Genomic DNA, 20,809 nt, shown 5'->3' on the forward strand with positions numbered 1-20,809 from the left:
TTTGAAAGGAATATTGCTATGCCTATTGTTACGTCGCTACTCGCTTTCGCGTCCTATTTCTTTATCGGGTTTGCCATGGTGCTGGCCTTTTTGTTTATCTACACCCGTATCACACCGCATGATGAATGGGCGCTGATTAAAGAGAACAACGGTACGGCAGCGATTGGATTTGGTGGGGCGTTGATTGGCTATGTGATCCCGCTTTCCAGCGCGGCGATTAATTCGGTGAGCCTGGTGGATTACATCACCTGGGGCGTGGTCGCGCTGGTGGTGCAATTACTGATTTATTTCGCTGTGCGTCTGTATATGCCGCGTCTCAGCCAGCATATCCAGAATAACGATATTGCGTCTGGTGCCTTTCTTTGTGCCGCCTCGCTCAGTGGCGGGATTCTGAATGCGGCGTGTATGTCGTATTAATTTGCCACTGCATGATGATACCGGGAATCTGCCCGGTATTTTTTTATAGCACGTCCCGCAGATTCAGCGATACAGCACGGCACGTGCGGACCACAGACCGGGGTGCGTTGTGGCCTCGGATTTCAGCACAATCACATAATAGTGCGCGCCGGAGGCATCGGCTTTTTGCTGAATGGCACGATCGGCATCGTCTGCGTTCCCGCGTACGGTCGCGGAGATCGCCCCCACTTTTTCTAACTGGCTGGTTTGCGCGTAGCGAATTTCGAGTGCTTTCTCTGCAGGCGGTGGTGCTGCGACTGGTTTTCCTTGTATGAGCTGGCAACCGGACAGTATCAGTATTAAGGGTAAAAAAAGTATCCGTACGATGTTCATCGCTTCAGCCTGACAGGAATAGATAGCGGGAGTGTAGCACCGTTACAAAATCTACGATAAAGGCTTAATTTTGGTTGACCAGATTATTATTAATTGCTTACTTTAATTTGTTCATGGGTATGAGAACGGGAATAAACGATCAGATTTTTGTAATCATTTACTTGGATGGAGTAGGGCATGGGAATTGCCACTTGTCAGATCAAAGAACTCACCTTAAGTGCTCGTTCGGTAGAAGCTATTGAGCAAATCAACACACTAGTTGATAGCGCAAACCGACTAGCATTCGCTGTTTCAACAACCCCTCTTTACAGTATTTTCAGCGATCCTCGCAGTGCTAAAGACGTAACTTATAATATCAGCGATTATGATTGGGAACTTTACGGCCAAGCGATGGCGGGTATACCGAATATTCTCAGGCATAAATTGGATCAAGTTGTGGAGCCAATGGCATGGTCTTCTGTAGGAGACGAGTCCGAATTCTGGATGTGTGTTTATGCATCGTACAATAAGTAGGTTTATCTTTTTCTTCTTCTTTATTACTGGCTATACACACGCTGTCGAACCTTCATTACACGAGCTAGATTCGATTTATCAGCAGTGCCGTGAGCGAGGGAAAAAGAATCCCGTCACGCTTCCGTCTTCAAACGACTGGTTCTGGACATTAAACAATGATGATAAAGCCACTGTTCTTATTTATTTGAATGAGCAAGCGATGAATCGCTGTACCGAAAGCGAGGTGGATAAACTGGCGATAAAAGCATTCCATTTGGCAGTGGAAGGGAATAGGAGTTTTTTGGATACGCTAATTGCGGCGCGAACAACGACGTTGCAGCCCTTGCAGCAGCTATGGATCGACTCGCATCGTGATGAACTTAATCGACTCAGCGAGCTGCCGGGTTTACAGATGCCGTTCAGCCTATCCCAATACTTTAAGGCCATTTCCGAGAAGAAATAACAGGCGGCAATCGGTGCCCGCCTATGAGTTGAGGTTAGCGCGAGGTGACTAGCGAAAAATCTTCACCTTTGAAGACTTTTACCGGATTGCCGCGCTCTATCTGGTGGTGGAACAGACGTCGCTGTGCCCGTAGTTCGGCATGCTGCTGTTGCTGTAACGCTTCCAGACGATAGGCGATGAGATAACAGGCCAGACGCTTATTCGCGTGCTGGCTGCGTTCACTCTGCACCTTCACCGTGATGCCGCTGGCGACATGGGGGGCGCGGACGGCTGACTCGGTTTTATTCACATGTTGTCCGCCGGGACCGGAGGATTTAGTGGCTTCAAAACGAATCTCGTTATCGGCAAACGCCTGTTCCTGATGAAAGCGTGCGACGCCGATAAACCAGTTCTTGCGTCCACCACCTTTACGCCAAGGGCTATTGCACGCCCACTGAAGCGTACCGCACCAGCTAGCGGCCAGCAGTTCTGCCTGCTCACCGTTTAACAGAACCAGTGCGGAACGTAACGTACCGGAACGTTTCCCTGCTTCGGTTTCGATGATCTCACATTCGACACCTTGCCGTGCGGCATCCCGTATCAAAGCCTGTAACGCCTTTGCCGTTGCCAGCATGCATTCGTCCGGTCCTTGTGCGGCGGAAAGCTGAAGCAATATCATTTATCCTCCCCGCGCGTTTTGTAGGTGAGTACGGGTTTCAGCCGAGCAATCAGCGTGATTAATCCCGCCTGCTGCATCGCACCAATCACGCTGTCTATCGGCTTGTAGGCTTCCGGCGCTTCCTGAAAAATCAACTGCCTGTCCTGGCAAATCACACGACTGCCGAAGCGAGTGCGCGCGAGTTGCTGGACGCTATAGCGTGAAGACAGCCGATCTTTACACTCTGTGCGCATCCACTTTCTGCCCGCGCCATGTGCCAGTGAATAGAGGCTATCGGCATGAGGGATGGGTTGCACGATATAGCTGTAGTCACCGCGAGAACCGGGAATGATGACCGGGCCGCAGTCGGCAGGCGTCGCGCCTTTACGGTGCAGCCAGCCGGAAATGCCTTCAATCGTTGTCGGTGTCACCAGATTATGGTTCACGTCCAGCGCGGCATCGCCTTCCGTATGCCAGCGATCCAGCATCCGCTGCGCTATCAGTCGCCTATTGTTGGTGGCAAACGTCAGCGCGAACTGGTGCTGTTCCAGATAGGCCGCCGCGGCCGGCGTATTGGCTTCGAGACCCTGATGGCCGAATTCCCGCACATGAGCTTCCAGTATGGTTTGCCCTAATCCGCGTGAGCCGCTGTGAACGAGCAACAGAAGCTGTTTAGGATCAATATGCAGAGCGTGCAGCACATCGGACTGATAAATTTCATCAAGCTGCTGCAATTCTGCAAAGTGGTTACCGCCGCCGATGGTGCCTAGCGAATAGCGAAAATCCGCCAGCGCGGGGGGAATATCGATAGTGTCTTCCAGTGGGCCATCAATACTGCCAAGCCGTTTCTCCAGCTTATCCAACGAAATCTTGTTGGCGTTCAGGCCCGTGCGCCATAGCGCCATGCCGCAGCCGATATCGTTTCCGACCAGCGCCGGATAGAAGCGCTGTTGTGAGAAAAAAGCGGCACCAATAGGGTAGCCACGACCCGGATGCAAATCTGGCATACCGGCCACGCGAACCATATCGGGAAGCTGTGAGGTAATTTGAAGCTGTTGGATTGCTTTATCTTCAATCCAGGTATTTTCCGTCGCGATCACACTGACGCGCGCCGAAATAGAGCGAATAGCATTGCCCATAGATCATCCTGCTGATCAATTTAAAAATAGGGTAAGGCAGGCTACAGCGGGGGATAACGCAAAGCGGAAAAGAATGCGGAATTAGACCCGAGGTGTCCTGCAAAGAATCAGAGTAATTGTTGTCATGATGTCGTCTCCTTTGTCAGTGTGGGGGGATGGGGGAAAAAACGTCGGCATAATACTCAAATGGCGGCCGTCGTGCAATACGATGACCGCTGTACCCGTCATACTTCAAGCTGCATGTGCGTTGGCTACGCTACTCGGCACACTTACGTGCACCTCGCCCCGTTGGGGCCGCTGCCAGCAGCGTTCAAATCTGCCTTTGGCAGATTTGTCAGTTACCCGAATCACTTACTTGAGTAAGCTCATCGGGATGTCTTCTCTTGCCGCCTTCCTGCAACTCGAATTATTTAGGGTATGTGTGGATGTTAAATACGGAAGACGCTGACCAGCTCGCTGAGGTGGTGGCCTTTCTGGCGCAGACCCTGCGCGGTGTCTTCCGAGTTGTTGACCAGAATGGTGTTTTCCTGCGTTGCCTGACCAATCTGTACAATGGCGATGTTTACCTGACTGATACCCGCAGACTGCTCGCGTGAGGCGATATCAATATCGTTCACGATGGCACTGACCTGTAAGATACGGTTGCGCAAGTCGTCCATTACCGCCTGCGTTTTTTCTGAGAAATGATAGCCCGCTTCGATTTTTTCCAGCGATTCATCAATCAAGGTTTCGATCTCTTTCACTGCGGTAGAACTACGCTGTGCCAGCGCTCGCACTTCAGCTGCCACGACGGCGAAGCCTCTGCCGTGTTCGCCCGCACGAGCGGCTTCTACCGCAGCATTGAGCGCCAGAATATTAGTCTGGAAAGCGATAGATTCGATCACTGTCGTGATATCGGCAATCCGCTGCGATGAGTTTTTAATATCGCTCATCGTAGAGACGGAATCGGTAACGGTCTGGCTGCCATTATGTGCAGCTGCTGCGCTTTGCTCCGCCAGGTCTTTGGCGGCAGAGACGTTATCGGCGTTTTGCTTCACGCTGGCGGAGAGTTGTTCCATGCTAGCCGACGTTTCTTCGACGCTGCTGGCCTGACGGGCAATTTGCTCACTGATGTTTTCGCTATCAGCAGCCAGCGCATCGGTGCTGGCACTGATTTCTTCGGAGGCGCTCCTTACTTGCGACACAATCGTCGTTAGCCCCTGTCCGATACCGTTAATCGCATCGATCAGGCGGCCCACTTCATCGCCACGGTTGCTGGAAAGCGTCGCTGTCAGGTTACCGGCAGAGAATTGTTCTGCCACTTTGACGATTTCAACCAGAGGCTGGCTCAGCCACTTACGCGTCAGCACGACAAAGAATGCTGCAAAGAGCAGAACCAGAATAATACCACCGCCTAAAAACAGGTTGCGGGTACGGTTAACCTCTGCCATCAGGCTTTCTTTACTGATGGCACCCGCCACAATCCAGTTCCACTGTGGAATACTGCGGTACACCATGATCCGGGTTTTTTCTTCGCCCGTCATCGTGTTGTTATCGTATTCGATCGTACCATTACCAGTTGCCAGCACTTTCTCTAACGCCCCTTCTGACCAGTCAGGGCGTTGGTTGGCATTGCTTTGGTGGTAAAGATAGTTACCTGCGTCCTTTCCTTTCTTCGTGCTAAGGACAAAGAAATGGCCTGTCTCACCTATTTTCTTGTTCAGAATAGTTTGCTGCATCTCGGTAAATTGCTTCGTGATGTCGACACCGACGAACAGAATACCGATAACCTTGTTTTCACTGTCGCGTATCGGTTGATACTGGGTGATGTACTGTTTGCCGAACAGTGTTGCCAACCCACTGTAGATCTCACCTTTCATCACCGGTGCATAAGCTGGACTTTCACGATCGAGTTTGGTGCCCATCGCGCGCGATCCATCTTCTTTTTTCAGCGAGGTGGTGATGCGCGTGAAATCGTCTCCATCGCGGACAAAAATCGTTGAGATCGCGTGGGTGCGGCTCAGAAAGTCGTCTGGCACTTCGGTATTGAGGTTCAATACCGTATCGCCAGCTTTAAGTGTTGGGTGCGATGTGTTGCCGAAAGGTGTGCGGTTAACGGTGTCCAGTGAAAACTGCGTTGGCAAAAAGCTCGCCAGCAGCCGCGTATAGTTGCTGACCTCTGCTTGCAGGCTGGTATCGTACATGTTGATCATGTCGGTGACTCCATTCACCTGACTCTGCATGTCGTTGAGAGTCAACGATTTCAGCTGATTGCCTGCGGAGCGGGTAAGAGTGAGGGTGAAAGCAATGAACAAGATCGCCACGCTCAGGGAGGCGATAATTGATAGCTTGATACCCAAACCCCAGTGTTTAAAAGAAAGTCCCAACATATGTGTGTCTCTTATAATAAAAAGGTTATTTTTTAGTCTCACTTCACATGCGTTAACGGCAGTAAATGAAAAAAATTTAATCACGGAGTGTAAATATCCATTTCAGTAATTGATCCAGATCAATGCAATTTTTTTATTTACATAAATGGGCTTATTAAATCAGCACGAATTAATGACAGCGCTGAGTCAGGAAGATCGCGGTAAGTTGATTTATCGTAAAAGGTAGTGAGCCTGTCGCTAAATACGATTTCGCTACATAAAAACGCGCTAACAGAACTTGAAACGAGGGAAATATGGTTGAAATGTCACTGGATAAACTCGGCAACGGTATCGAAGTGATTCACGCGGTACCCGCAGGAAGAAGGGAGCAGCCTCTACCGACGATTTTTTTCTACCATGGTTACACGTCGTCAAAAGAGGTGTATTCGTATTTTGGCTATGCACTAGCTCAGGCCGGGTTTCGAGTGATTTTGGCCGATGCGGCAATGCACGGTGCCCGCTATGACGGGGATGAAGCGCATCGATTGCAGCATTTCTGGGACATTCTGCAATCGAATATTGAAGAACTTCCCGACTATGTTGCCGAATATCGGCGGCGTGGTTTGATCGACGGAGACCGCGTTGGCGTTTGCGGTGCGTCACTTGGTGGAATGAGCGCGCTCGGGTGTATGGCTCGCTATCCCTGGATTACTGCGGTGGCTGCATTTATGGGCTCCGGCTATTTCTCCACGCTATCATCAACGCTATTCCCTCCGGTTCCGGCCGATCGTGAGGAAAATCAGTCGGTGTTGCAGGCATTAGCGGCCAAACTGGCTGATTATGATGTCACCACCCGCCTGGATGCGCTGTCCAATCGACCCCTGCTGGTGTGGCATGGTGAGGCGGATGATGTTGTGCCAGCGGCAGAAAGCGCACGTCTCCACCAAGCATTGCAGGCGCGCGATAAACTCGCCAATCTGACATACCTGACCGAACCGGGTGTGGCACATCGTATTACGCCGACGGCGTTACAGGCGGGAGCTGATTTCTTCAAGCGGACGCTGTAATTCCACGTTGATTCTGTAAATATCACAACGTAGAAAACTCCTGAGTTTCTTCCTTGTGTTCTTTAATGTCGGGCACTATACTTACGCGTCATTTTTTCAGCCGCACACATACACGTTCCTTGCCTCCACGGGCCGCGGTTGACCCAGACAGGAGGCTGAATAATCCGTAAGGAGCAATTCGATGCGTCATTACGAAATCGTATTTATGGTTCATCCTGACCAGAGCGAACAGGTTCCGGGCATGATCGAGCGCTACACTGCTACCATCACTGGTGCGCAGGGCACGATCCACCGTCTGGAAGACTGGGGCCGCCGTCAACTGGCTTACCCGATCAACAAACTGCACAAAGCTCACTACGTTCTGCTGAACGTTGAAGCGCCGCAGGAAGCGATCGATGAGCTGGAAACAAACTTCCGCTTTAACGATGCCGTTATCCGCAGCATGGTTATGCGCGTTAAGCACGCGGTAACTGAAGCATCTCCAATGGTGAAAGCGAAAGACGAACGCCGTGAGCGTCGTGAAGATTTCGCTGAAGCTGGCGATGATGTGGATGCAGGGGATTCTGAAGAGTAATTGTTGTGGTGACGGTGAACCGTCTGGTGTTGTCCGGCACAGTGTGCAAGACGCCCATTCGTAAAGTCAGCCCGTCAGGCATTCCTCACTGTCAGTTTGTGCTTGAGCACCGCTCGACACAGGAGGAAGCCGGATTAAGTCGGCAAGCATGGTGTCGTATGCCCGTGATTGTCAGCGGACTCTCGTCACAAGCAGTTACCCACAGTATAACGGTCGGCACGCAACTTACCGTGCATGGATTCATTAGCTGCCATCAAGGGCGCAATGGTCTGAGCAAGATAGTGTTACATGCCGAGCAGATTGAATTGATAGATTCTGGAGACTAGCCACATGGCACGTTATTTCCGTCGTCGCAAATTCTGCCGTTTCACCGCGGAAGGCGTTGTAGAGATTGATTATAAAGATATCGCTACGCTGAAAAACTATATCACTGAAAGCGGCAAGATTGTTCCGAGCCGTATCACCGGTACTCGTGCAAAATACCAGCGTCAGCTGGCCCGCGCTATCAAGCGTGCGCGTTACTTGTCTTTGTTGCCGTACACTGACCGTCATCAGTAATCGGCCACTGTCCATTAACGAGACTTTGAGAGGATAAAGTAATGCAAGTTATTCTGCTTGATAAAGTAGCAAACCTGGGCAGCCTGGGTGATCAGGTAAACGTTAAATCGGGCTATGCTCGTAACTTCTTGGTTCCGCAGGGCAAAGCTGTGCCGGCAACTAAGAAAAACGTTGAGTTCTTCGAAGCACGCCGTGCTGAACTGGAAGCCAAACTGGCTGACGTTCTGGCTGCTGCTGAAGCTCGCGCCGCCAAGATCAAAGAACTGGGTAGCGTTACCATCGCGTCTAAAGCAGGCGACGAAGGTAAACTGTTTGGTTCCATCGGTACTCGCGATATCGCTGATGCGGTAACGGCTGCCGGTGTTGACATTGCTAAGAGCGAAGTTCGCCTGCCGAACGGCGTTCTGCGTACTCTGGGTGATCACGAAGTGAGCTTCCAGGTACACAGCGATGTATTTGCTGAACTGAATGTCGTTGTTGTTGCTGAAGCATAATTCACGTTTATCGTTGAATTAACACTTTAGTTAACATGTGAAACGCTGGCCTTGTGCCAGCGTTTTGCATTTTAGGGATCGGGAAATGACCTATCATTACCCTATTATCCTAAAAGGAGATGCTAAAAAGGAGGCCCTATGCCTGACTTGATTCACCTTACTCGCGTGTATGACGCGCAAGCCCCTTTTTCCCACCCCACCTTTCTTATTGACCGTCTGTGGCCGCGTGGTATCAGTAAAGCGCGTCTGGAGGGGGTTGAGTGGTTTAAAGAGATCGCGCCGAGTAGCGAACTGCGGAAATGGTTTCACGCCGAGCCTGAACGCTGGCCAGAATTCGTGAACTATTATCGTAATGAGTTAGCAGAAGGTGATGCGAGCAGTAGGCTACGGGCATTGCTTGAGCAGAAGAAAGCAATCATGCTGCTTTATGGCAGCAAAGACGCGCAGCACAACCATGCTATCGTTCTGCGCGATTTCCTATTGGAGCAACTGACTCGCTAGCGTGTACGGGTAAACGCGCCATCTGCACCGCGGGTGAACCGAATCGTCTGGTTTGCCGTGGTTTCGATTTCCAACTCGGCAACCATGCCTTGTGCATTCAACTGTAATTTGACTTCCTGACCTGCCCGCAAATTGCTGAGCGGCTTATCCCGGCCTTCCACCTGTGCCATAGCAAACACATCGCTGACGGGCAGATTGTTATCGCGAAAGAGTTGTGCCAGCGTTTGCCCCGAGGCGATCTCATACTGTCGCCATGGAGCTGATGACTGCGTCTGAGGCGGTGGCGCGACAGGCTGATGCTGGAGTGTTGAAGGCTGGTTTTCGATAATTACGGCCTGCATCGCAGCCTGATTATCCGCCTGGGTAAGAGGAACTGGCGTGGTGCGAGCAGGTTGCGGATGTTGTGCACTGTAAGGCCAGAGCAGCACGATCAGCAGCAGCGCGATCGCGATTAAAATCCAGCGACGATGGAGAAGCGGCAGCGGTTCCATCCAGTGGTAGCCGTCAGGTAAATGCCAGACTTTTCGCAGCGAGACACCAATACGCTCACGCAGGGAAGGGGAAGACAAATGCTCCTGCTCTTCGCGCTCTTCGTCGTTTTCTACCGCTACAGCATTCGAGGGCTGTCGCTGCATAATTCGCTGGTAGAAGCGTACTAGCGTTTGATAATCCCAGGTGGTTTTCCGCTTCCTGGGCGCAATTCTGCCCATGGTGACCTCTCTTACTACAATTCAGTATAAAAACAGTCAGTATAAAAAACGCATCAGATAAAAATGATGTTATTACCCACGCTATGCCAACAACCACGCTATGCCAACAGCAATGCGGTGTCAGCAGAAAAACCGTATCGGGGTAAGAATGCGTCCAGTATACCGATAATTTCCCTTAGCTGACTAGTTAACACGTTGATGAACAAGGCAGCCGATACGTTAGGAATAGTAGAATCACCAGTATAGGCCAGCTTCCGGCAATGGTTTAGCTCGCGTTCAGTTAACGTGATTACCTGCACACAGGATTTTACCCCAATCCCTGTCGCTGTTATGCTGCGCTTTCAGTTTTTTACAGATTAAAAGGAACATCCATGACAACTCCTTCTTTTGATAGCGTCGAAGCGCAGGCAAGTTACGGCATCGGCTTACAGGTTGGTCAACAGTTACAGGAATCAGGGCTTGAAGGTCTGATCCCAGAAGCTCTGCTTGCTGGTCTACGCGATGCGCTGGAAGGTAATGCGCCAGCGGTGCCTGTGGATGTGGTTCATCGTGCGCTACGTGAAGTCCATGAACGTGCTGATGCGGTTCGTCGCGATCGCCAACAGGTGCTGGCGGTAGAAGGCCAACAGTTCCTGGCTGAGAACGCACAGAAAGAAGGTGTGAACAGCACGGAATCTGGTCTGCAATTCCGTGTGTTGACTCAGGGTGAAGGTTCGATCCCGTCTCGTCAGGATCGTGTTCGTGTACATTACACGGGTCGCCTGACTGACGGTAGCGTGTTCGACAGCTCCGTTCAGCGCGGTCAACCTGCTGAATTCCCGGTAAGCGGAGTGATTCCAGGCTGGATTGAAGCGTTGACGCTGATGCCAGTCGGTTCCAAATGGGAACTCTATATTCCACATAATCTGGCGTATGGTGAGCGTGGCGCAGGTGCTTCTATTCCACCGTTCAGCGCACTGATTTTTGAAGTGGAACTGCTGGAAATTCTGTAAGTTCCAGACAAAACAAAGGCGCTCACTGAGCGCCTTTGTTGTTTTTACTGAATGGCTTTACTGACTTTCTTATTTTTATTGAAACGACATTACTCACCGCGCAGCGCGCGTGGGAACAGCAGATTATTTTCCAGATGGATGTGTTCCATCAGATCGGTAATGAATTCATTGATACCGGAGTACAGCGCGCGCCAGGTGTTGCAAGCGCCTTCCGGCGGTACGACGCCGTTGGTCAGCTCTTTGACTACTTCCACATCACGCCCGGCGTCATCATGCTCATGCTCCATCACTGAAATCGGTGCGGCGGCATTCGCGCCCATTCCCTGACCGATCATTGGGAAGAGGATGCGCTCTTCTTTCATCATATGCTGGGATAGCTCGTTATAGATCGTGGTCAGCTGGTTCGCGAGGCCGTGCGGACAGTCTGCTTTGTCGTGATGTACGCGCTCGACTTTTTTTGCCATCAGGATCAGCTCCGGCAATTGTTCACGGTGGCGATCGTGAAAGCGAGGGATGATGTACGCGATAATGTCGGCCAGCGGTGCTTCGCGCCAGTCTCGTGCATCAGAAGGCTGTGAAGCCAGTTTTTCTAACTGTGCTTCCAACTCATCGACATTAAGCTCTTTTTTGCCCGCAGCGCGGCTTAGCGTTTGTTTTCCGCCACAGCAGAAATCCAGATTGAGTTCACGAAAGAGTTTAGTCGCGCGCGGAATAGCGATAGCCAACTCACCCAGGGATTGATCGCGGTATGCCATGATGATGCCTCTCAACGAATGCAGTTTATAAATTGCATTTTAAATGCATCTTTTGACGTTGAATATACCGCTTACGAGGTAGGCGGTATAAAGTATACCGTGCTACTGCACGGTATTTCGGGTCTCAAGCGACTGCGTGATGGTGTGTAAGAGCGCTGGAATATCCATTTTGGGCAATACCACCTCAATGAGCGACAAACGAGATTCCGCGTTCACTTGCTCGAGTATCTGCGCAAGTGCGACGGGTGAACACACCTGTTCGCAGAGTATCTCGTTTTCATCCGCACCTAGCGCGGCGGGAAGCTGCGTCCAGTTCCAGGCGGCGATATCGTTGTAGCGCTGTTCAGGGCCGTGTATAGCGCGCTCGACGGTGTAGCCTTCGTTATTCAGCACCACAATGACCATATTCAAGCGATCTCGAATGATCGAGCCGAGTTCCTGTACGGTGAGCTGAAGTGAGCCATCGCCGATCAACAGCACTACGCGCCTTTCTGGTTTGGCAATCTGTGCACCGAATGCGGCTGGCAGAGAGTAGCCTATCGAGCCCCACAGCGGTTGGACGATGAAATGACAACCTGCTGGTAACCGGAGCGTGGCGGCCCCAAAACACGAGGTGCCCTGATCGGTCACGAGAATATCGTCAGAGCGGAGGAAACGCTGCATCTGTTGCCAAAATTCACGCTGGTTGAGAGTGTCTTTATGCTCTGACTGCGGTAAGGCTGGAGGCGTAATCGTGCGGTGATCCCAACGGGACGCGAGTGTTGCGGTGATATTTTCCAGCGCGGCAATAGCGTCTGACATCGGAACGGAGGGGAAGATCTGGCTACCGACGCGAGCCAATGTTGGCTGGATATCGATATTTTTTTCACTGGCAATTTGATGGCTGAAGCCAGTGGTAATCGTATCAGTATAGCGAACACCGATGCTGATGATGACATCCGCATCTTCGATGTGCGCTCTGATCGCTTTGTCACTGCCGCCACCAGAGTAGGTGCCGGTAAAGCTGCGGTGCTGTTCGTTTAGCGTACCTTTTCCCATCAGCAAGGTGGCGTTGGGGATCGGCGTATTATCGAGCCAACGTTGGATTTGCCCTGCGACGCCCATGCGCTGAGCCAGAAAGTCAGCCAGCAATGAGACTGATTTTGCCTTGCTCAGCATATCAGTGGCTGCGGTAGTAAAGGCGCGTAGCGAATCATCAGAGCGTAATGGCGCAGGAATAACGAGCGGATAGGGGCGTGAGCCGACAGGCGATGCCGCCACATCCACTGGCAGAAACAGGTATACCGGTTTTTGCTGAGCGAGGGCTTCACCAATCACTCTGTCGATCTCTGCGGTTGCGTTTTCGACGGTGAGGCTGGCTTGGGCAACAGTGACTTCTGCCGCCATGCGGGAAAAGTGGCTAAAGTCACCGTCGCCCAATGTGTGATGGAGTAATTCGCCATTACGCTGCGAAGCGAGACAGGGCGCAGCGGCAATGTGAATGACGGGTAGGCATTCCGCGTAGCTGCCCGCAATGCCGTTAATCGCGCTGAGTTCACCCACGCCGAAGGTGGTGAGCAACGCCGCAGCCGGGCGACATCTCGCATAGCCATCTGCGGCGTAAGCCGCGTTTAACTCGTTCGCGCAGCCTACCCACGTAATATCTGGGTTTCTGATGACATGATCGAGAAAATGCAGGTTGTAATCGCCCGGTACGCCGAAGAGATGCTGAATACCGACCTGTGTTAGACGATCTAATAAATAATCGCCCACCGTATAGTTTTCGCTCATTACTCTTTCCTCTATGAATGACGGATATTCTGAGAGTAAGTATTGGCGATAAGGTGAGTTTTTCTAATATTTATTATCTATGGATAATCAATAAATCTGCATTTATTCGTCTTTTTTAGGATCTTTTGCATTAAATTTATTAATGAATTAATAGGGCGCTGATGAATAGCATGGAGTAGCGTTAGCAAAACGTTAAGAACGGTAAAATCAGGAAAATGCGTATTTATCTGATAGTGGCACAGAGGAATTCCCCGTATATCTTTGCCAGGCCGCAGTCGCGGTGAGCAAGGAGTTACCCTATGTTTAAGCCACTCGTCATCAGTGCCCTGTTTGTAGGGATGTTTGCGGTTATGCCAGCGCCAGAGGCGAAGGGTGCCAGCATCGATCTGATGCCTGGCGTTACGTTGAATATCGGCGAGCGTGACAGACGCGGTAATTACTGGGATGGCTACGACTGGCGCAGTGAGCGCTGGTGGCAGGAACACCGGGGTTACAATCGTGGTGAACGTAATCGGCACGGATACTACTGGGATGGCTGGCGCTGGCGCGATGCCCGCTGGTGGCGTGAGAGCCAGCGCGACAGACGTGATTACGACAATCGTCGTTTTGATCCGCCACGCTATGTTGATGAACGCGGTCCGCGTCGCGGCGATTGGGACAGGCGTGAACATGAGCGAAGAAATTGGGACAATCGCAATGGGCGAGGTGCGTTCCGCGATTAGCCAGATAAAAAAAGCGCCGCAAAAGAGCGGCGCTTGTGCATCTAATACGGATTCTTAACTAGTTTGCCAGTTTCGCGGCGATATCCGCGATGCGCTGACCATACAGTTTACCGGTCGCCAGATCGCCAGCGACGACTTCATCTACGCTAGCGTCGGAAGGCGTCTGCGCCAGCAGACCTACTGAGCCACCAAGGTTATTCAGATCGTCACGTTTCGCCGCTTTGGCGTTGGACGGCAACTGGTTCAGGCTCACCCAAATCCCACCGTGCTGTGAAGCCAATGTTTGCAGATAAATCAGCGTGACCTGCTTGTCTCCGTTCAGGCTGGCGCTGTTAGTAAAACCGCCAAACACTTTGTTGCTCCAGGTGCGGGAGAACCAGGCTTTAGAGCTGGCATCTGCAAATTTCTTGAACTGCCAGGTTGGGCCGCCCATGTAGGTTGGCGTACCGAAAATGATGGCATCGGCAGCGTTGAGTTTCTCCCACTCGGCGTCGCTGATATTCCCTTCTGCATCAATGGCGATGAGTTCGGCATTGGCACCCTCGGCGACGGCAGTAGCCAAACGTTGCGTATGTCCATAACCTGAATGATAAATAACGACTGCCTTTGACATAAAAAATCCTCGTTTTTCTCTGTTTATCAATGACACGCAGGCGACCTGTAATGGTGCCTTGCGAATGATACGTGCTTTCTAATAGATACTAACTTTATAGTATGATGACTATATCGGAGCCTCATGCTTCTGTTAAGACAGCACTTTTAAGTGAGTTGGTATCTTTAAGGTAACCTTACCCGTCATACTTCAAGCTACTTGTGCGTTGAGCGCCTTCACGCAACTCGAATTATTTAGGGTACACATGGAAACTCAACGATGAACAAACGCTATGATGTTTATGCGCAGCATTGCCCGACTCGCATGATTTTGGATCGCGTGGCGGATAAATGGACGTTACTGATTCTAAACATTCTGGTTGAGCGGCCGATGCGTTTTAATCAGTTAAAACGCGACGTGGAAGGGATCTCACAAAAGGTATTGTCGCAAACGCTGAAGAATCTGGTGCGCGACGGTTTTGTTGAACGAACGGTCTTTCCGACGATTCCGGTGACGGTGGAATACGCCTCGACCCAAATGGGGAAAACGTTGGCCAAGCCGATTGCCGAGCTTACGTACTGGGCGGAACAGAATATGGATAACGTGCTGCTTTCCCAGCAAAAGTTTGATGCGTCAGCAAATAGCACGGTTGAACCGTTATAGACGCAGCGGTTCAGGCTCCCACCGAAGCAGGAGCCTGCGCGCAATAGGCGTTAAGCGCTTATTTAGCGTGTTGCAGGTCGAGGCGGTAAACCGCAAAGCCCGTCTCATCATTACCGACGGATATCATCGGGTACTGCGCTTTCTCTTTGATAAACGCGGTGGCTTTCTCTGACGGTGATGTTTCAAAACGGATATCCAGCGGTGTATCGCTGACGATAGGCGCCAGACGCCAGTTGTTATCCGCCTGCGGCTTCACTTCTCCCGACTTTTGCGTTTCCGCACTGATGTAAGCCGCCAGCACAGAGCGGTTTTCATCCGGTGATGCAAAAGCCACATACTTCTCACCCGTACCAGCAAATTTCTCGCCGTAGGCGCGGTAGTTATTCGTAGCGATCAGGAAGGTTGCTTTGGGATCGATCGGTTTGCCGTTAAACGTCAGCGCTTTGATACGGTGAGATTTATCGTTGATTAACGCACACTCGCTGTCATAGCGGGCAGGTTGCGTCACATCAATCTGATAATTGACGCCATCGATCACGTCGAAGTTATACGTGCGGAAGCCGTCCCAGTTAAGCAGGGATTGCGGTTCACGCTTGCTCGTATCAATTTGTTTAAACTGACCCGCAGAGCACTCCAGCCACTCCTGTACCTGCTGTCCGTTGACTTTCACTACCACCAGCGTATTCGGGTAGAGGTACAAATCGGCGGCGTTACGGAAGGTGAGCTGGCCTTTTTCCACTTCGACATAGCTGGCTGGATCGTTTTTACGTCCACCGGCTTTAAACGGTGCAGCGGCGGAGAGCACTGGCAGATCTGCCAGATCGGGATCGCCCTGAATAAAGTGCTCTACATAGGCGCGCTGCGCATTGTTGACGATCTGCACGGTCGGATCGTCCTGGATCAGCGACAGATAGCTGTACATGTTGTCTGCGGATTTGCCGATGGGTTTGCTGACGAACTCGCGCGTGTCTTTATGCGCATCGGAAAGGACTTTCACCAGCTTGTCGTCTTCGGCAGCCAGTGATTTTTTCTGCGCTTTGTCATAAATCGGTCTGGCTTCCGCTTTTGCAGTTTCCACCTTCCATGTGCCGCTGTCGTTATTCAGCGTGAAATCGACGACGCCAAGGTGGTCGCCCCATTGTCCCGGCATTACGGCAGGCACGCCGTTGAGTGTTCCCTGTTTGATATCCGCGCCTTTGATGCTGGCAAAGTCACTGCTGGGGAAAACCGCGTGAGCATGGCCGAACATGATTGCATCAACCCCAGGAATTTGGCTGAGGTAATAAACGGAGTTTTCCGCCATGGCTTTATACGGCTCGGCGGACAGGCCGGAGTGGGGGATAACAATCACCAGATCGGCGCCTTGCTTACGCATTTCCGGTACCCATTTTTTGGCACTCGCCGTGATGTCTTCCACGGTGACTTTTCCTGTCAGATTGGCTTTATCCCACACCATGATCTGCGGTGGGACGAAGCCAATATAGCCGATACGCAGGGTATGCTGTTTACCATCGCGGTCTTTAACCGATTTGTTTTCAATGTGGTAAGGCGTAAACAGCGGTTTACCCGTTTTGGCATCCAGCACGTTGGCGTTCACATAAGGGAATTTTGCCCCTGACAGCGCCTTGTGGAGGTAATCCAGCCCATAGTTGAACTCGTGGTTACCGATGTTGCCGACGGAATAGTCCAGCGTATTCATCGCCTGATAAACCGGATGTACATCGCCAGCCTTCAGTCCCTTCGCCGCCATGTAGTCGCCTAACGGACTGCCCTGAATCAGGTCGCCGTTATCGACCAGCACGCTGTTGGTGGCCTGGTCGCGTGCGGCGTGAATCAGGCTGGCGGTACGCACCAGACCAAATTTATCGGTTGGCGTATCCTTGTAGTAATCGAAATCCATCATATTGCTGTGCAGATCGGTGGTTTCCAATACCCGTAAATCAACGGTGGCGGCATGAACGGTCGTGGCGACCAGCGTAGCAAGCAGGCTGAGGGCCAGTGAATGCTTCATTGCATAACTCCTTGTGCGGTGATTGTCGACGCGTGAGACGATCGGGGGTGTCTTTCATATCATGATGAAGTTAAAGTGATTATCGTCTCTAAATTCTGAGGAAGACATCAATAATGGCGATAATCGTAGATTGCCTCACAGATGTATAATGAATGACAGAGATGAAGTCTGCGTTACGCGCAACCGATAACGACGAGGTAGATTATGCTAGAACCTATTTGCCAACTGGCCCGTGATGCGGGTGCTGCCATTATGCAGGTTTACGACGGGCAGCATCCCGTAGATGTCGCGCATAAGAAAGATGATTCGCCAGTGACCGCAGCCGATCTTGCGGCTCATCAGGTCATTAAAGATGGGCTGGCGGCGGCGTTTCCTGATATTCCTTTGTTGTCAGAAGAAGATCCGCCGGAGTGGGGCGTTCGTCGGCACTGGCAGCGCTATTGGCTGGTTGATCCGTTGGATGGCACTAAAGAGTTTCTGAACCGTAATGGCGAGTTTACGGTGAATATTGCGCTGATTGAGAAGGGTCAGGCTGTGCTGGGCGTGGTTTATGTGCCGGTCACTGGCGTGATGTATTTCGCTGCGGAAGGAAAAGCCTGGAAAGAAGAGAACGGCCAGCGTCGGCATATTACGGTGAAGCAGGCGCATCCGCCGCTGGTGGTGGTCAGCCGCTCTCATGCTGATAGTGAACTGAAAGATTATCTGAGCCAGTTGGGTGAGCACCAGACGGTGGCTATTGGATCATCGCTAAAATTTTGTCTGGTGGCAGAAGGCGAAGCGCAGCTTTACCCACGCTTCGGGCCAACTAACATTTGGGATACGGCCGCGGGCCATGCGGTGGCGGTAGCCGCCGGGGCACAGATCCACGACTGGCAGGGGCAGCCTCTGTCTTATACGCCACGAGAATCCTTCCTCAACCCCGGTTTTCGCGTCTCTTTATTTTAATTTACTAAGCGTTTTCGTCCTATTTTTCTTCCAGCAATTGATGCAGCAGGGACATTACCTGCTGCACGTCTTGTCCGCTCAATGCACCATCTTTCACGAAACGGATTTTCCCTTGTTTATCCAGCACCGCGATAGCCGAGCTTTGCGGCTGTAGCTGCCAGGTTTTGCGCACGTTACCGTTGCTATCGACAATAAATTGCGACCACGGAAAGGCTTTCTTGTTGTCCTCAAGGCTACTGCGCACAAACATGCTGGTGCCGATGATGGCATCGTCGGTATTCACGATTGTCGTCGTTTGGTAATAATCATGCGGTAGGTTAGCGGCCTTCAGTGCGGAGATGAGGGGATCGTTCATCTCTTTTGCGGAGGTTCGGCCTGCGATGTGTTGTATCACCCGTACTTTTCCGGGCAATTGCGCGCTGTTCCAGTTTTTATAACTAAACTGATTATTAAGGTACTGAAGCTCCCCTCTGTCCGCGACACCCACCGGTGGAACCAATTGGTTGAGCTGCAGCGTATGGGCTGAGGCGGAGAGCGAAATTAGCCCCAGCAATGGTGTGATAGCGAGCGTGAGGAGCAGGTGGCGTATTTTTATCATGATATGTCCTTCAGTGTGGGGGGCCCGATGCGATGTCAATGATGGAAAATGTCAGGCTATGGAATAAGCGTAGATTCAGGAAACTGGTCTGTCCTGCTCCGCAATAAAACGGTTTGTGCCTGAGTGCACAAAACCCTTATTTTTGAAGGTTTATACTGATGACTAAAGGTTTACTTAAACACTGTTCTGTAAAAATCTGTAAAAGCAGTTAAGAATACTGAATAGTGGGGAACTAAATACCGTTTTACAGTACTAATTAGCAGTATCCGTTATCTCATTAGCGCTCCAGAACCTCAGCCATGTTGGCAAAAGGGAGAGCGTAGAAAAATAAAACGGGAGAGTAAAACGATGAGGATCTTCGAACGTTACAATCCTTTGAAAGTCGCTAAATATGTGAAAACCCTGTTTCGCGGGCGGCTGTACATAAAAGGGGTTGGTGCTTTTGAGTTCGACTACGGCAAAATTCTACTGCCAAAGAAACAGGATAAGCAGCATCTTCTGGTGATGTCAGAAGTAAATCGCCAGGTCATCCGGCTTCAGGCCGAGATGGGATAAGTGATAAAGAAACGGCCCGTAGCGGGCCGTTCTGGTTTGTAGCGATTAGTCTGTGCTATCAACCTTCGCGCTTGACGCGATAATCGGACGATCTTCCAAACGTGTCACCAACAGCTGATCGATCTTGTAGCTGTCGATATCCACAACTTCAAATTTATAGCCTGAGAAGCGCACCGCATCGGTACGTTTCGGGATTTTCCGTAGCGTATACATCATGAATCCACCAATGGTTTCGTAGTTGCCAGAGTGTGGGAAATCATCGATATTCAGCGCCCGCATCACGTCTTCTATTGGCGTACCGCCTTCAACCAGCCATGAATTCTCATCACGTGCGACAATCTGCTCTTCCATACCCTGACCGACGAGATCGCCCATCAGCGTGGTCATTACATCATTGAGGGTGATGATGCCGACGATCAGCGCGTATTCGTTCAGAATGACCGCGAAATCTTCGCCCGCCGTTTTGAAACTTTCCAATGCTTCGGACAGTGTCAGCGTATCCGGTACGATCAGCGCCGGACGAATCTGCACGCCACTGCTCAGCGTCAGGCTTTGGTTTCCTAACACCCGAATCAGCAGGTCTTTGGAGTCCACGTAGCCGACGATCTGATCAATTGTGCCATCGCAAACCAGAAACTTGGAATGCGGCTGTTGGGCAATTTTTTCCTTAATGCTGTCTTCCTGCTCACGCAGATCGAAGTAGACCACACTTTCGCGTGAGGTCATTGAAGAGGGTACTGTGCGGGATTCCAGCTCAAACACGTTCTCGATCAGTTCGTGTTCCTGTTTACGCAGTACGCCAGCCAGCGCTCCGGCTTCCACGACGGCGTAAATATCATCGGACGTGATGTCATCCTTACGCACCATCGGTAGCTTAAGCATGCGGAAAATGACGTTAGCCAGGCCGTTAAATATCCAAACCAGCGGACGGAAGAGGAACAGGCAGAAGCGCATGGGGTTGATTATGCGGACCGCTACGGTTTCCGGCGCAATCATACCAATGCGTTTCGGGGTGAGATCGCCAAACAGGATGAACAAGCTGGTGACAAGGACGAATGAACAGATGAAGCTGACTTTATCTGCCGCTTCAGGTGACATGAAGCGCTCAAACAGCATGGAAAAGGTAGGGGAAAAGGCTGCATCGCCGATGATACCAGCCAGAATGGCGACGGCGTTGACGCCAATTTGAATCACGGTAAAGAAGATGCCTGGTGTTTCTTGAAACTTGAGCACCAGATCGGCGTTGAGGTTTCCCTCATCGGCCATCAGTTTGAGTTTAATTTTACGGGACGCCGCCAGCGAGATCTCAGACAGTGAGAAAAACGCACTGATGGCAATAAGACAAAGAATCAGTAATAGACTGTTTAACATAGTTTTTACTTTAGGTAAGTTTTCGCATGAGCCGAGATTGACGCAGCGATCCTCACAAAGGTG

25 protein-coding genes are annotated in these 20,809 nt (G+C 51.2%); 14 read left to right on the forward strand and 11 right to left on the reverse strand.

All coding sequences use genetic code 11. From position 1 onward, the window contains the following. The first annotated feature begins 18 nt into the window (after positions 1–18). The gene (locus CLR69_RS16810) at positions 19–417 is read left to right on the forward strand and encodes a DUF350 domain-containing protein (protein WP_129706490.1); all 399 of its coding nucleotides are present in this window, start codon (positions 19–21) and stop codon (positions 415–417) included. Positions 418–480: 63 nt separating this feature from the next. Here CLR69_RS16810 and bsmA read toward each other — a convergent pair whose 3' ends face one another. Next, positions 481–789 (reverse strand): biofilm peroxide resistance protein BsmA, encoded by a 309-nt coding sequence (gene bsmA / locus CLR69_RS16815; protein ID WP_129706488.1) that lies wholly within the window; start codon positions 787–789, stop codon positions 481–483. A gap of 177 nt (positions 790–966) precedes the next feature. On the opposite strand from bsmA, the gene CLR69_RS16820 reads away from it, so the two are divergent. Both CLR69_RS16820 and CLR69_RS16825 read left to right on the forward strand, forming a co-directional pair. After that, positions 967–1,302 (forward strand): hypothetical protein, encoded by a 336-nt coding sequence (locus CLR69_RS16820; RefSeq protein WP_129712121.1) that lies wholly within the window; start codon positions 967–969, stop codon positions 1,300–1,302. Further along, a complete protein-coding gene (locus tag CLR69_RS16825) occupies positions 1,283–1,744 on the forward strand; it encodes a hypothetical protein (protein WP_129712120.1) in 462 nt (153 codons plus the stop codon). Before CLR69_RS16820 ends, CLR69_RS16825 begins: the two co-directional genes overlap by 20 nt. Before the next feature lie 34 nt (positions 1,745–1,778). Here the strand turns inward: CLR69_RS16825 and prfH are convergent, their stop codons facing one another. From prfH to CLR69_RS16840, 3 genes are all read right to left on the reverse strand, one after another. Further along, a complete protein-coding gene (gene prfH, locus CLR69_RS16830) occupies positions 1,779–2,402 on the reverse strand; it encodes a peptide chain release factor H (protein WP_129712119.1) in 624 nt (207 codons plus the stop codon). After that, a complete protein-coding gene (locus tag CLR69_RS16835) occupies positions 2,399–3,520 on the reverse strand; it encodes an RNA ligase RtcB family protein (protein ID WP_129712118.1) in 1,122 nt (373 codons plus the stop codon). Before CLR69_RS16835 ends, prfH begins: the two co-directional genes overlap by 4 nt. Before the next feature lie 428 nt (positions 3,521–3,948). Beyond that, on the reverse strand, positions 3,949–5,889 hold the full coding sequence (locus CLR69_RS16840) for a methyl-accepting chemotaxis protein (RefSeq protein WP_129712117.1): 1,941 nt from the start codon (positions 5,887–5,889) through the stop codon (positions 3,949–3,951). A gap of 293 nt (positions 5,890–6,182) precedes the next feature. Between CLR69_RS16840 and yjfP the strand changes: the two genes are divergently transcribed. From yjfP to CLR69_RS16870, 6 genes are all read left to right on the forward strand, one after another. Further along, a complete protein-coding gene (gene yjfP / locus CLR69_RS16845) occupies positions 6,183–6,935 on the forward strand; it encodes an esterase (protein WP_129712116.1) in 753 nt (250 codons plus the stop codon). A 181-nt stretch (positions 6,936–7,116) separates the two neighbouring features. Continuing rightward, positions 7,117–7,509, forward strand: coding sequence for a 30S ribosomal protein S6 (gene rpsF / locus CLR69_RS16850; protein WP_005974793.1), 393 nt, complete (start codon positions 7,117–7,119; stop codon positions 7,507–7,509). Positions 7,510–7,514: 5 nt separating this feature from the next. Next, entirely contained in the window at positions 7,515–7,835 is a 321-nt protein-coding gene (priB, locus tag CLR69_RS16855; RefSeq protein ID WP_015841576.1) for a primosomal replication protein N, read from the forward strand. Between the two features lie 4 nt (positions 7,836–7,839). After that, positions 7,840–8,067 (forward strand): 30S ribosomal protein S18, encoded by a 228-nt coding sequence (rpsR, locus tag CLR69_RS16860; protein ID WP_005974788.1) that lies wholly within the window; start codon positions 7,840–7,842, stop codon positions 8,065–8,067. A gap of 41 nt (positions 8,068–8,108) precedes the next feature. Beyond that, on the forward strand, positions 8,109–8,561 hold the full coding sequence (gene rplI / locus CLR69_RS16865) for a 50S ribosomal protein L9 (protein WP_129706476.1): 453 nt from the start codon (positions 8,109–8,111) through the stop codon (positions 8,559–8,561). Between the two features lie 138 nt (positions 8,562–8,699). Further along, positions 8,700–9,062 (forward strand): DUF488 domain-containing protein, encoded by a 363-nt coding sequence (locus CLR69_RS16870; protein WP_129712115.1) that lies wholly within the window; start codon positions 8,700–8,702, stop codon positions 9,060–9,062. Here the strand turns inward: CLR69_RS16870 and CLR69_RS16875 are convergent. Next, on the reverse strand, positions 9,059–9,772 hold the full coding sequence (locus CLR69_RS16875; protein ID WP_129712114.1) for a LysM-like peptidoglycan-binding domain-containing protein: 714 nt from the start codon (positions 9,770–9,772) through the stop codon (positions 9,059–9,061). The genes CLR69_RS16870 and CLR69_RS16875 overlap by 4 nt on opposite strands. Before the next feature lie 371 nt (positions 9,773–10,143). Between CLR69_RS16875 and fklB the strand changes: the two genes are divergently transcribed. After that, a complete protein-coding gene (gene fklB / locus CLR69_RS16880) occupies positions 10,144–10,764 on the forward strand; it encodes a BamJ family beta-barrel-assembly machinery protein (protein ID WP_129706470.1) in 621 nt (206 codons plus the stop codon). Between the two features lie 89 nt (positions 10,765–10,853). On the opposite strand, the gene ytfE is transcribed toward fklB, so the two are convergent. Continuing rightward, positions 10,854–11,519: an iron-sulfur cluster repair protein YtfE gene (gene ytfE, locus CLR69_RS16885; RefSeq protein ID WP_129712113.1), complete on the reverse strand. Its 666-nt coding sequence runs from the start codon at positions 11,517–11,519 to the stop codon at positions 10,854–10,856. 102 nt (positions 11,520–11,621) lie between these two features. Continuing rightward, positions 11,622–13,289, reverse strand: coding sequence for an indolepyruvate decarboxylase (gene ipdC, locus CLR69_RS16890; RefSeq protein WP_129712112.1), 1,668 nt, complete (start codon positions 13,287–13,289; stop codon positions 11,622–11,624). Positions 13,290–13,588: 299 nt separating this feature from the next. On the opposite strand from ipdC, the gene CLR69_RS16895 reads away from it, so the two are divergent. Beyond that, positions 13,589–14,011 carry a DUF2502 domain-containing protein gene (locus CLR69_RS16895; RefSeq protein ID WP_129712111.1) on the forward strand — a complete coding sequence of 141 codons (423 nt, stop codon included), beginning with the start codon at positions 13,589–13,591 and terminating at the stop codon, positions 14,009–14,011. 58 nt (positions 14,012–14,069) lie between these two features. Here CLR69_RS16895 and CLR69_RS16900 read toward each other — a convergent pair whose 3' ends face one another. Beyond that, positions 14,070–14,624, reverse strand: coding sequence for a flavodoxin family protein (locus tag CLR69_RS16900; RefSeq protein WP_129706462.1), 555 nt, complete (start codon positions 14,622–14,624; stop codon positions 14,070–14,072). A 258-nt stretch (positions 14,625–14,882) separates the two neighbouring features. Here CLR69_RS16900 and CLR69_RS16905 point away from each other — a divergent pair, with 258 nt between their 5' ends. Beyond that, positions 14,883–15,266 (forward strand): winged helix-turn-helix transcriptional regulator, encoded by a 384-nt coding sequence (locus CLR69_RS16905; RefSeq protein WP_129712110.1) that lies wholly within the window; start codon positions 14,883–14,885, stop codon positions 15,264–15,266. A 58-nt stretch (positions 15,267–15,324) separates the two neighbouring features. Here the strand turns inward: CLR69_RS16905 and CLR69_RS16910 are convergent, their stop codons facing one another. Beyond that, positions 15,325–17,277, reverse strand: a complete 1,953-nt coding sequence (locus tag CLR69_RS16910) for a bifunctional 2',3'-cyclic-nucleotide 2'-phosphodiesterase/3'-nucleotidase (protein ID WP_129712109.1) — start codon at positions 17,275–17,277, stop codon at positions 15,325–15,327. 204 nt (positions 17,278–17,481) lie between these two features. Here CLR69_RS16910 and cysQ point away from each other — a divergent pair, with 204 nt between their 5' ends. Continuing rightward, the gene (cysQ, locus tag CLR69_RS16915) at positions 17,482–18,222 is read left to right on the forward strand and encodes a 3'(2'),5'-bisphosphate nucleotidase CysQ (RefSeq protein WP_129712108.1); all 741 of its coding nucleotides are present in this window, start codon (positions 17,482–17,484) and stop codon (positions 18,220–18,222) included. Positions 18,223–18,241: 19 nt separating this feature from the next. Here the strand turns inward: cysQ and CLR69_RS16920 are convergent, their stop codons facing one another. Next, positions 18,242–18,820 carry a YtfJ family protein gene (locus tag CLR69_RS16920; RefSeq protein ID WP_129712107.1) on the reverse strand — a complete coding sequence of 193 codons (579 nt, stop codon included), beginning with the start codon at positions 18,818–18,820 and terminating at the stop codon, positions 18,242–18,244. Between the two features lie 348 nt (positions 18,821–19,168). Between CLR69_RS16920 and CLR69_RS16925 the strand changes: the two genes are divergently transcribed. Further along, positions 19,169–19,375: a DUF1107 domain-containing protein gene (locus CLR69_RS16925; protein ID WP_005974755.1), complete on the forward strand. Its 207-nt coding sequence runs from the start codon at positions 19,169–19,171 to the stop codon at positions 19,373–19,375. 45 nt (positions 19,376–19,420) lie between these two features. On the opposite strand, the gene paeA is transcribed toward CLR69_RS16925, so the two are convergent. Continuing rightward, positions 19,421–20,746 (reverse strand): polyamine export protein PaeA, encoded by a 1,326-nt coding sequence (gene paeA / locus CLR69_RS16930; RefSeq protein ID WP_129706452.1) that lies wholly within the window; start codon positions 20,744–20,746, stop codon positions 19,421–19,423. Positions 20,747–20,809 lie beyond the last annotated feature (63 nt).

This window comes from Pectobacterium zantedeschiae, assembly GCF_004137795.1.
GTDB lineage: Bacteria > Pseudomonadota > Gammaproteobacteria > Enterobacterales > Enterobacteriaceae > Pectobacterium > Pectobacterium zantedeschiae.

Coding starts and splice junctions, on each gene's coding strand:
- CLR69_RS16810 (WP_129706490.1), top strand. CDS start 19: ATGCCTATTGTTACGTCGCTACTCGCTTTCGCGTCCTATTTCTTTATC.
- bsmA (WP_129706488.1), bottom strand. CDS start 789: ATGAACATCGTACGGATACTTTTTTTACCCTTAATACTGATACTGTCC.
- CLR69_RS16820 (WP_129712121.1), top strand. CDS start 967: ATGGGAATTGCCACTTGTCAGATCAAAGAACTCACCTTAAGTGCTCGT.
- CLR69_RS16825 (WP_129712120.1), top strand. CDS start 1,283: ATGCATCGTACAATAAGTAGGTTTATCTTTTTCTTCTTCTTTATTACT.
- prfH (WP_129712119.1), bottom strand. CDS start 2,402: ATGATATTGCTTCAGCTTTCCGCCGCACAAGGACCGGACGAATGCATG.
- CLR69_RS16835 (WP_129712118.1), bottom strand. CDS start 3,520: ATGGGCAATGCTATTCGCTCTATTTCGGCGCGCGTCAGTGTGATCGCG.
- CLR69_RS16840 (WP_129712117.1), bottom strand. CDS start 5,889: ATGTTGGGACTTTCTTTTAAACACTGGGGTTTGGGTATCAAGCTATCA.
- yjfP (WP_129712116.1), top strand. CDS start 6,183: ATGGTTGAAATGTCACTGGATAAACTCGGCAACGGTATCGAAGTGATT.
- rpsF (WP_005974793.1), top strand. CDS start 7,117: ATGCGTCATTACGAAATCGTATTTATGGTTCATCCTGACCAGAGCGAA.
- rpsR (WP_005974788.1), top strand. CDS start 7,840: ATGGCACGTTATTTCCGTCGTCGCAAATTCTGCCGTTTCACCGCGGAA.
- rplI (WP_129706476.1), top strand. CDS start 8,109: ATGCAAGTTATTCTGCTTGATAAAGTAGCAAACCTGGGCAGCCTGGGT.
- CLR69_RS16870 (WP_129712115.1), top strand. CDS start 8,700: ATGCCTGACTTGATTCACCTTACTCGCGTGTATGACGCGCAAGCCCCT.
- CLR69_RS16875 (WP_129712114.1), bottom strand. CDS start 9,772: ATGGGCAGAATTGCGCCCAGGAAGCGGAAAACCACCTGGGATTATCAA.
- fklB (WP_129706470.1), top strand. CDS start 10,144: ATGACAACTCCTTCTTTTGATAGCGTCGAAGCGCAGGCAAGTTACGGC.
- ytfE (WP_129712113.1), bottom strand. CDS start 11,519: ATGGCATACCGCGATCAATCCCTGGGTGAGTTGGCTATCGCTATTCCG.
- ipdC (WP_129712112.1), bottom strand. CDS start 13,289: ATGAGCGAAAACTATACGGTGGGCGATTATTTATTAGATCGTCTAACA.
- CLR69_RS16895 (WP_129712111.1), top strand. CDS start 13,589: ATGTTTAAGCCACTCGTCATCAGTGCCCTGTTTGTAGGGATGTTTGCG.
- CLR69_RS16900 (WP_129706462.1), bottom strand. CDS start 14,624: ATGTCAAAGGCAGTCGTTATTTATCATTCAGGTTATGGACATACGCAA.
- CLR69_RS16905 (WP_129712110.1), top strand. CDS start 14,883: ATGAACAAACGCTATGATGTTTATGCGCAGCATTGCCCGACTCGCATG.
- CLR69_RS16910 (WP_129712109.1), bottom strand. CDS start 17,277: ATGAAGCATTCACTGGCCCTCAGCCTGCTTGCTACGCTGGTCGCCACG.
- cysQ (WP_129712108.1), top strand. CDS start 17,482: ATGCTAGAACCTATTTGCCAACTGGCCCGTGATGCGGGTGCTGCCATT.
- CLR69_RS16920 (WP_129712107.1), bottom strand. CDS start 18,820: ATGATAAAAATACGCCACCTGCTCCTCACGCTCGCTATCACACCATTG.
- CLR69_RS16925 (WP_005974755.1), top strand. CDS start 19,169: ATGAGGATCTTCGAACGTTACAATCCTTTGAAAGTCGCTAAATATGTG.
- paeA (WP_129706452.1), bottom strand. CDS start 20,746: ATGTTAAACAGTCTATTACTGATTCTTTGTCTTATTGCCATCAGTGCG.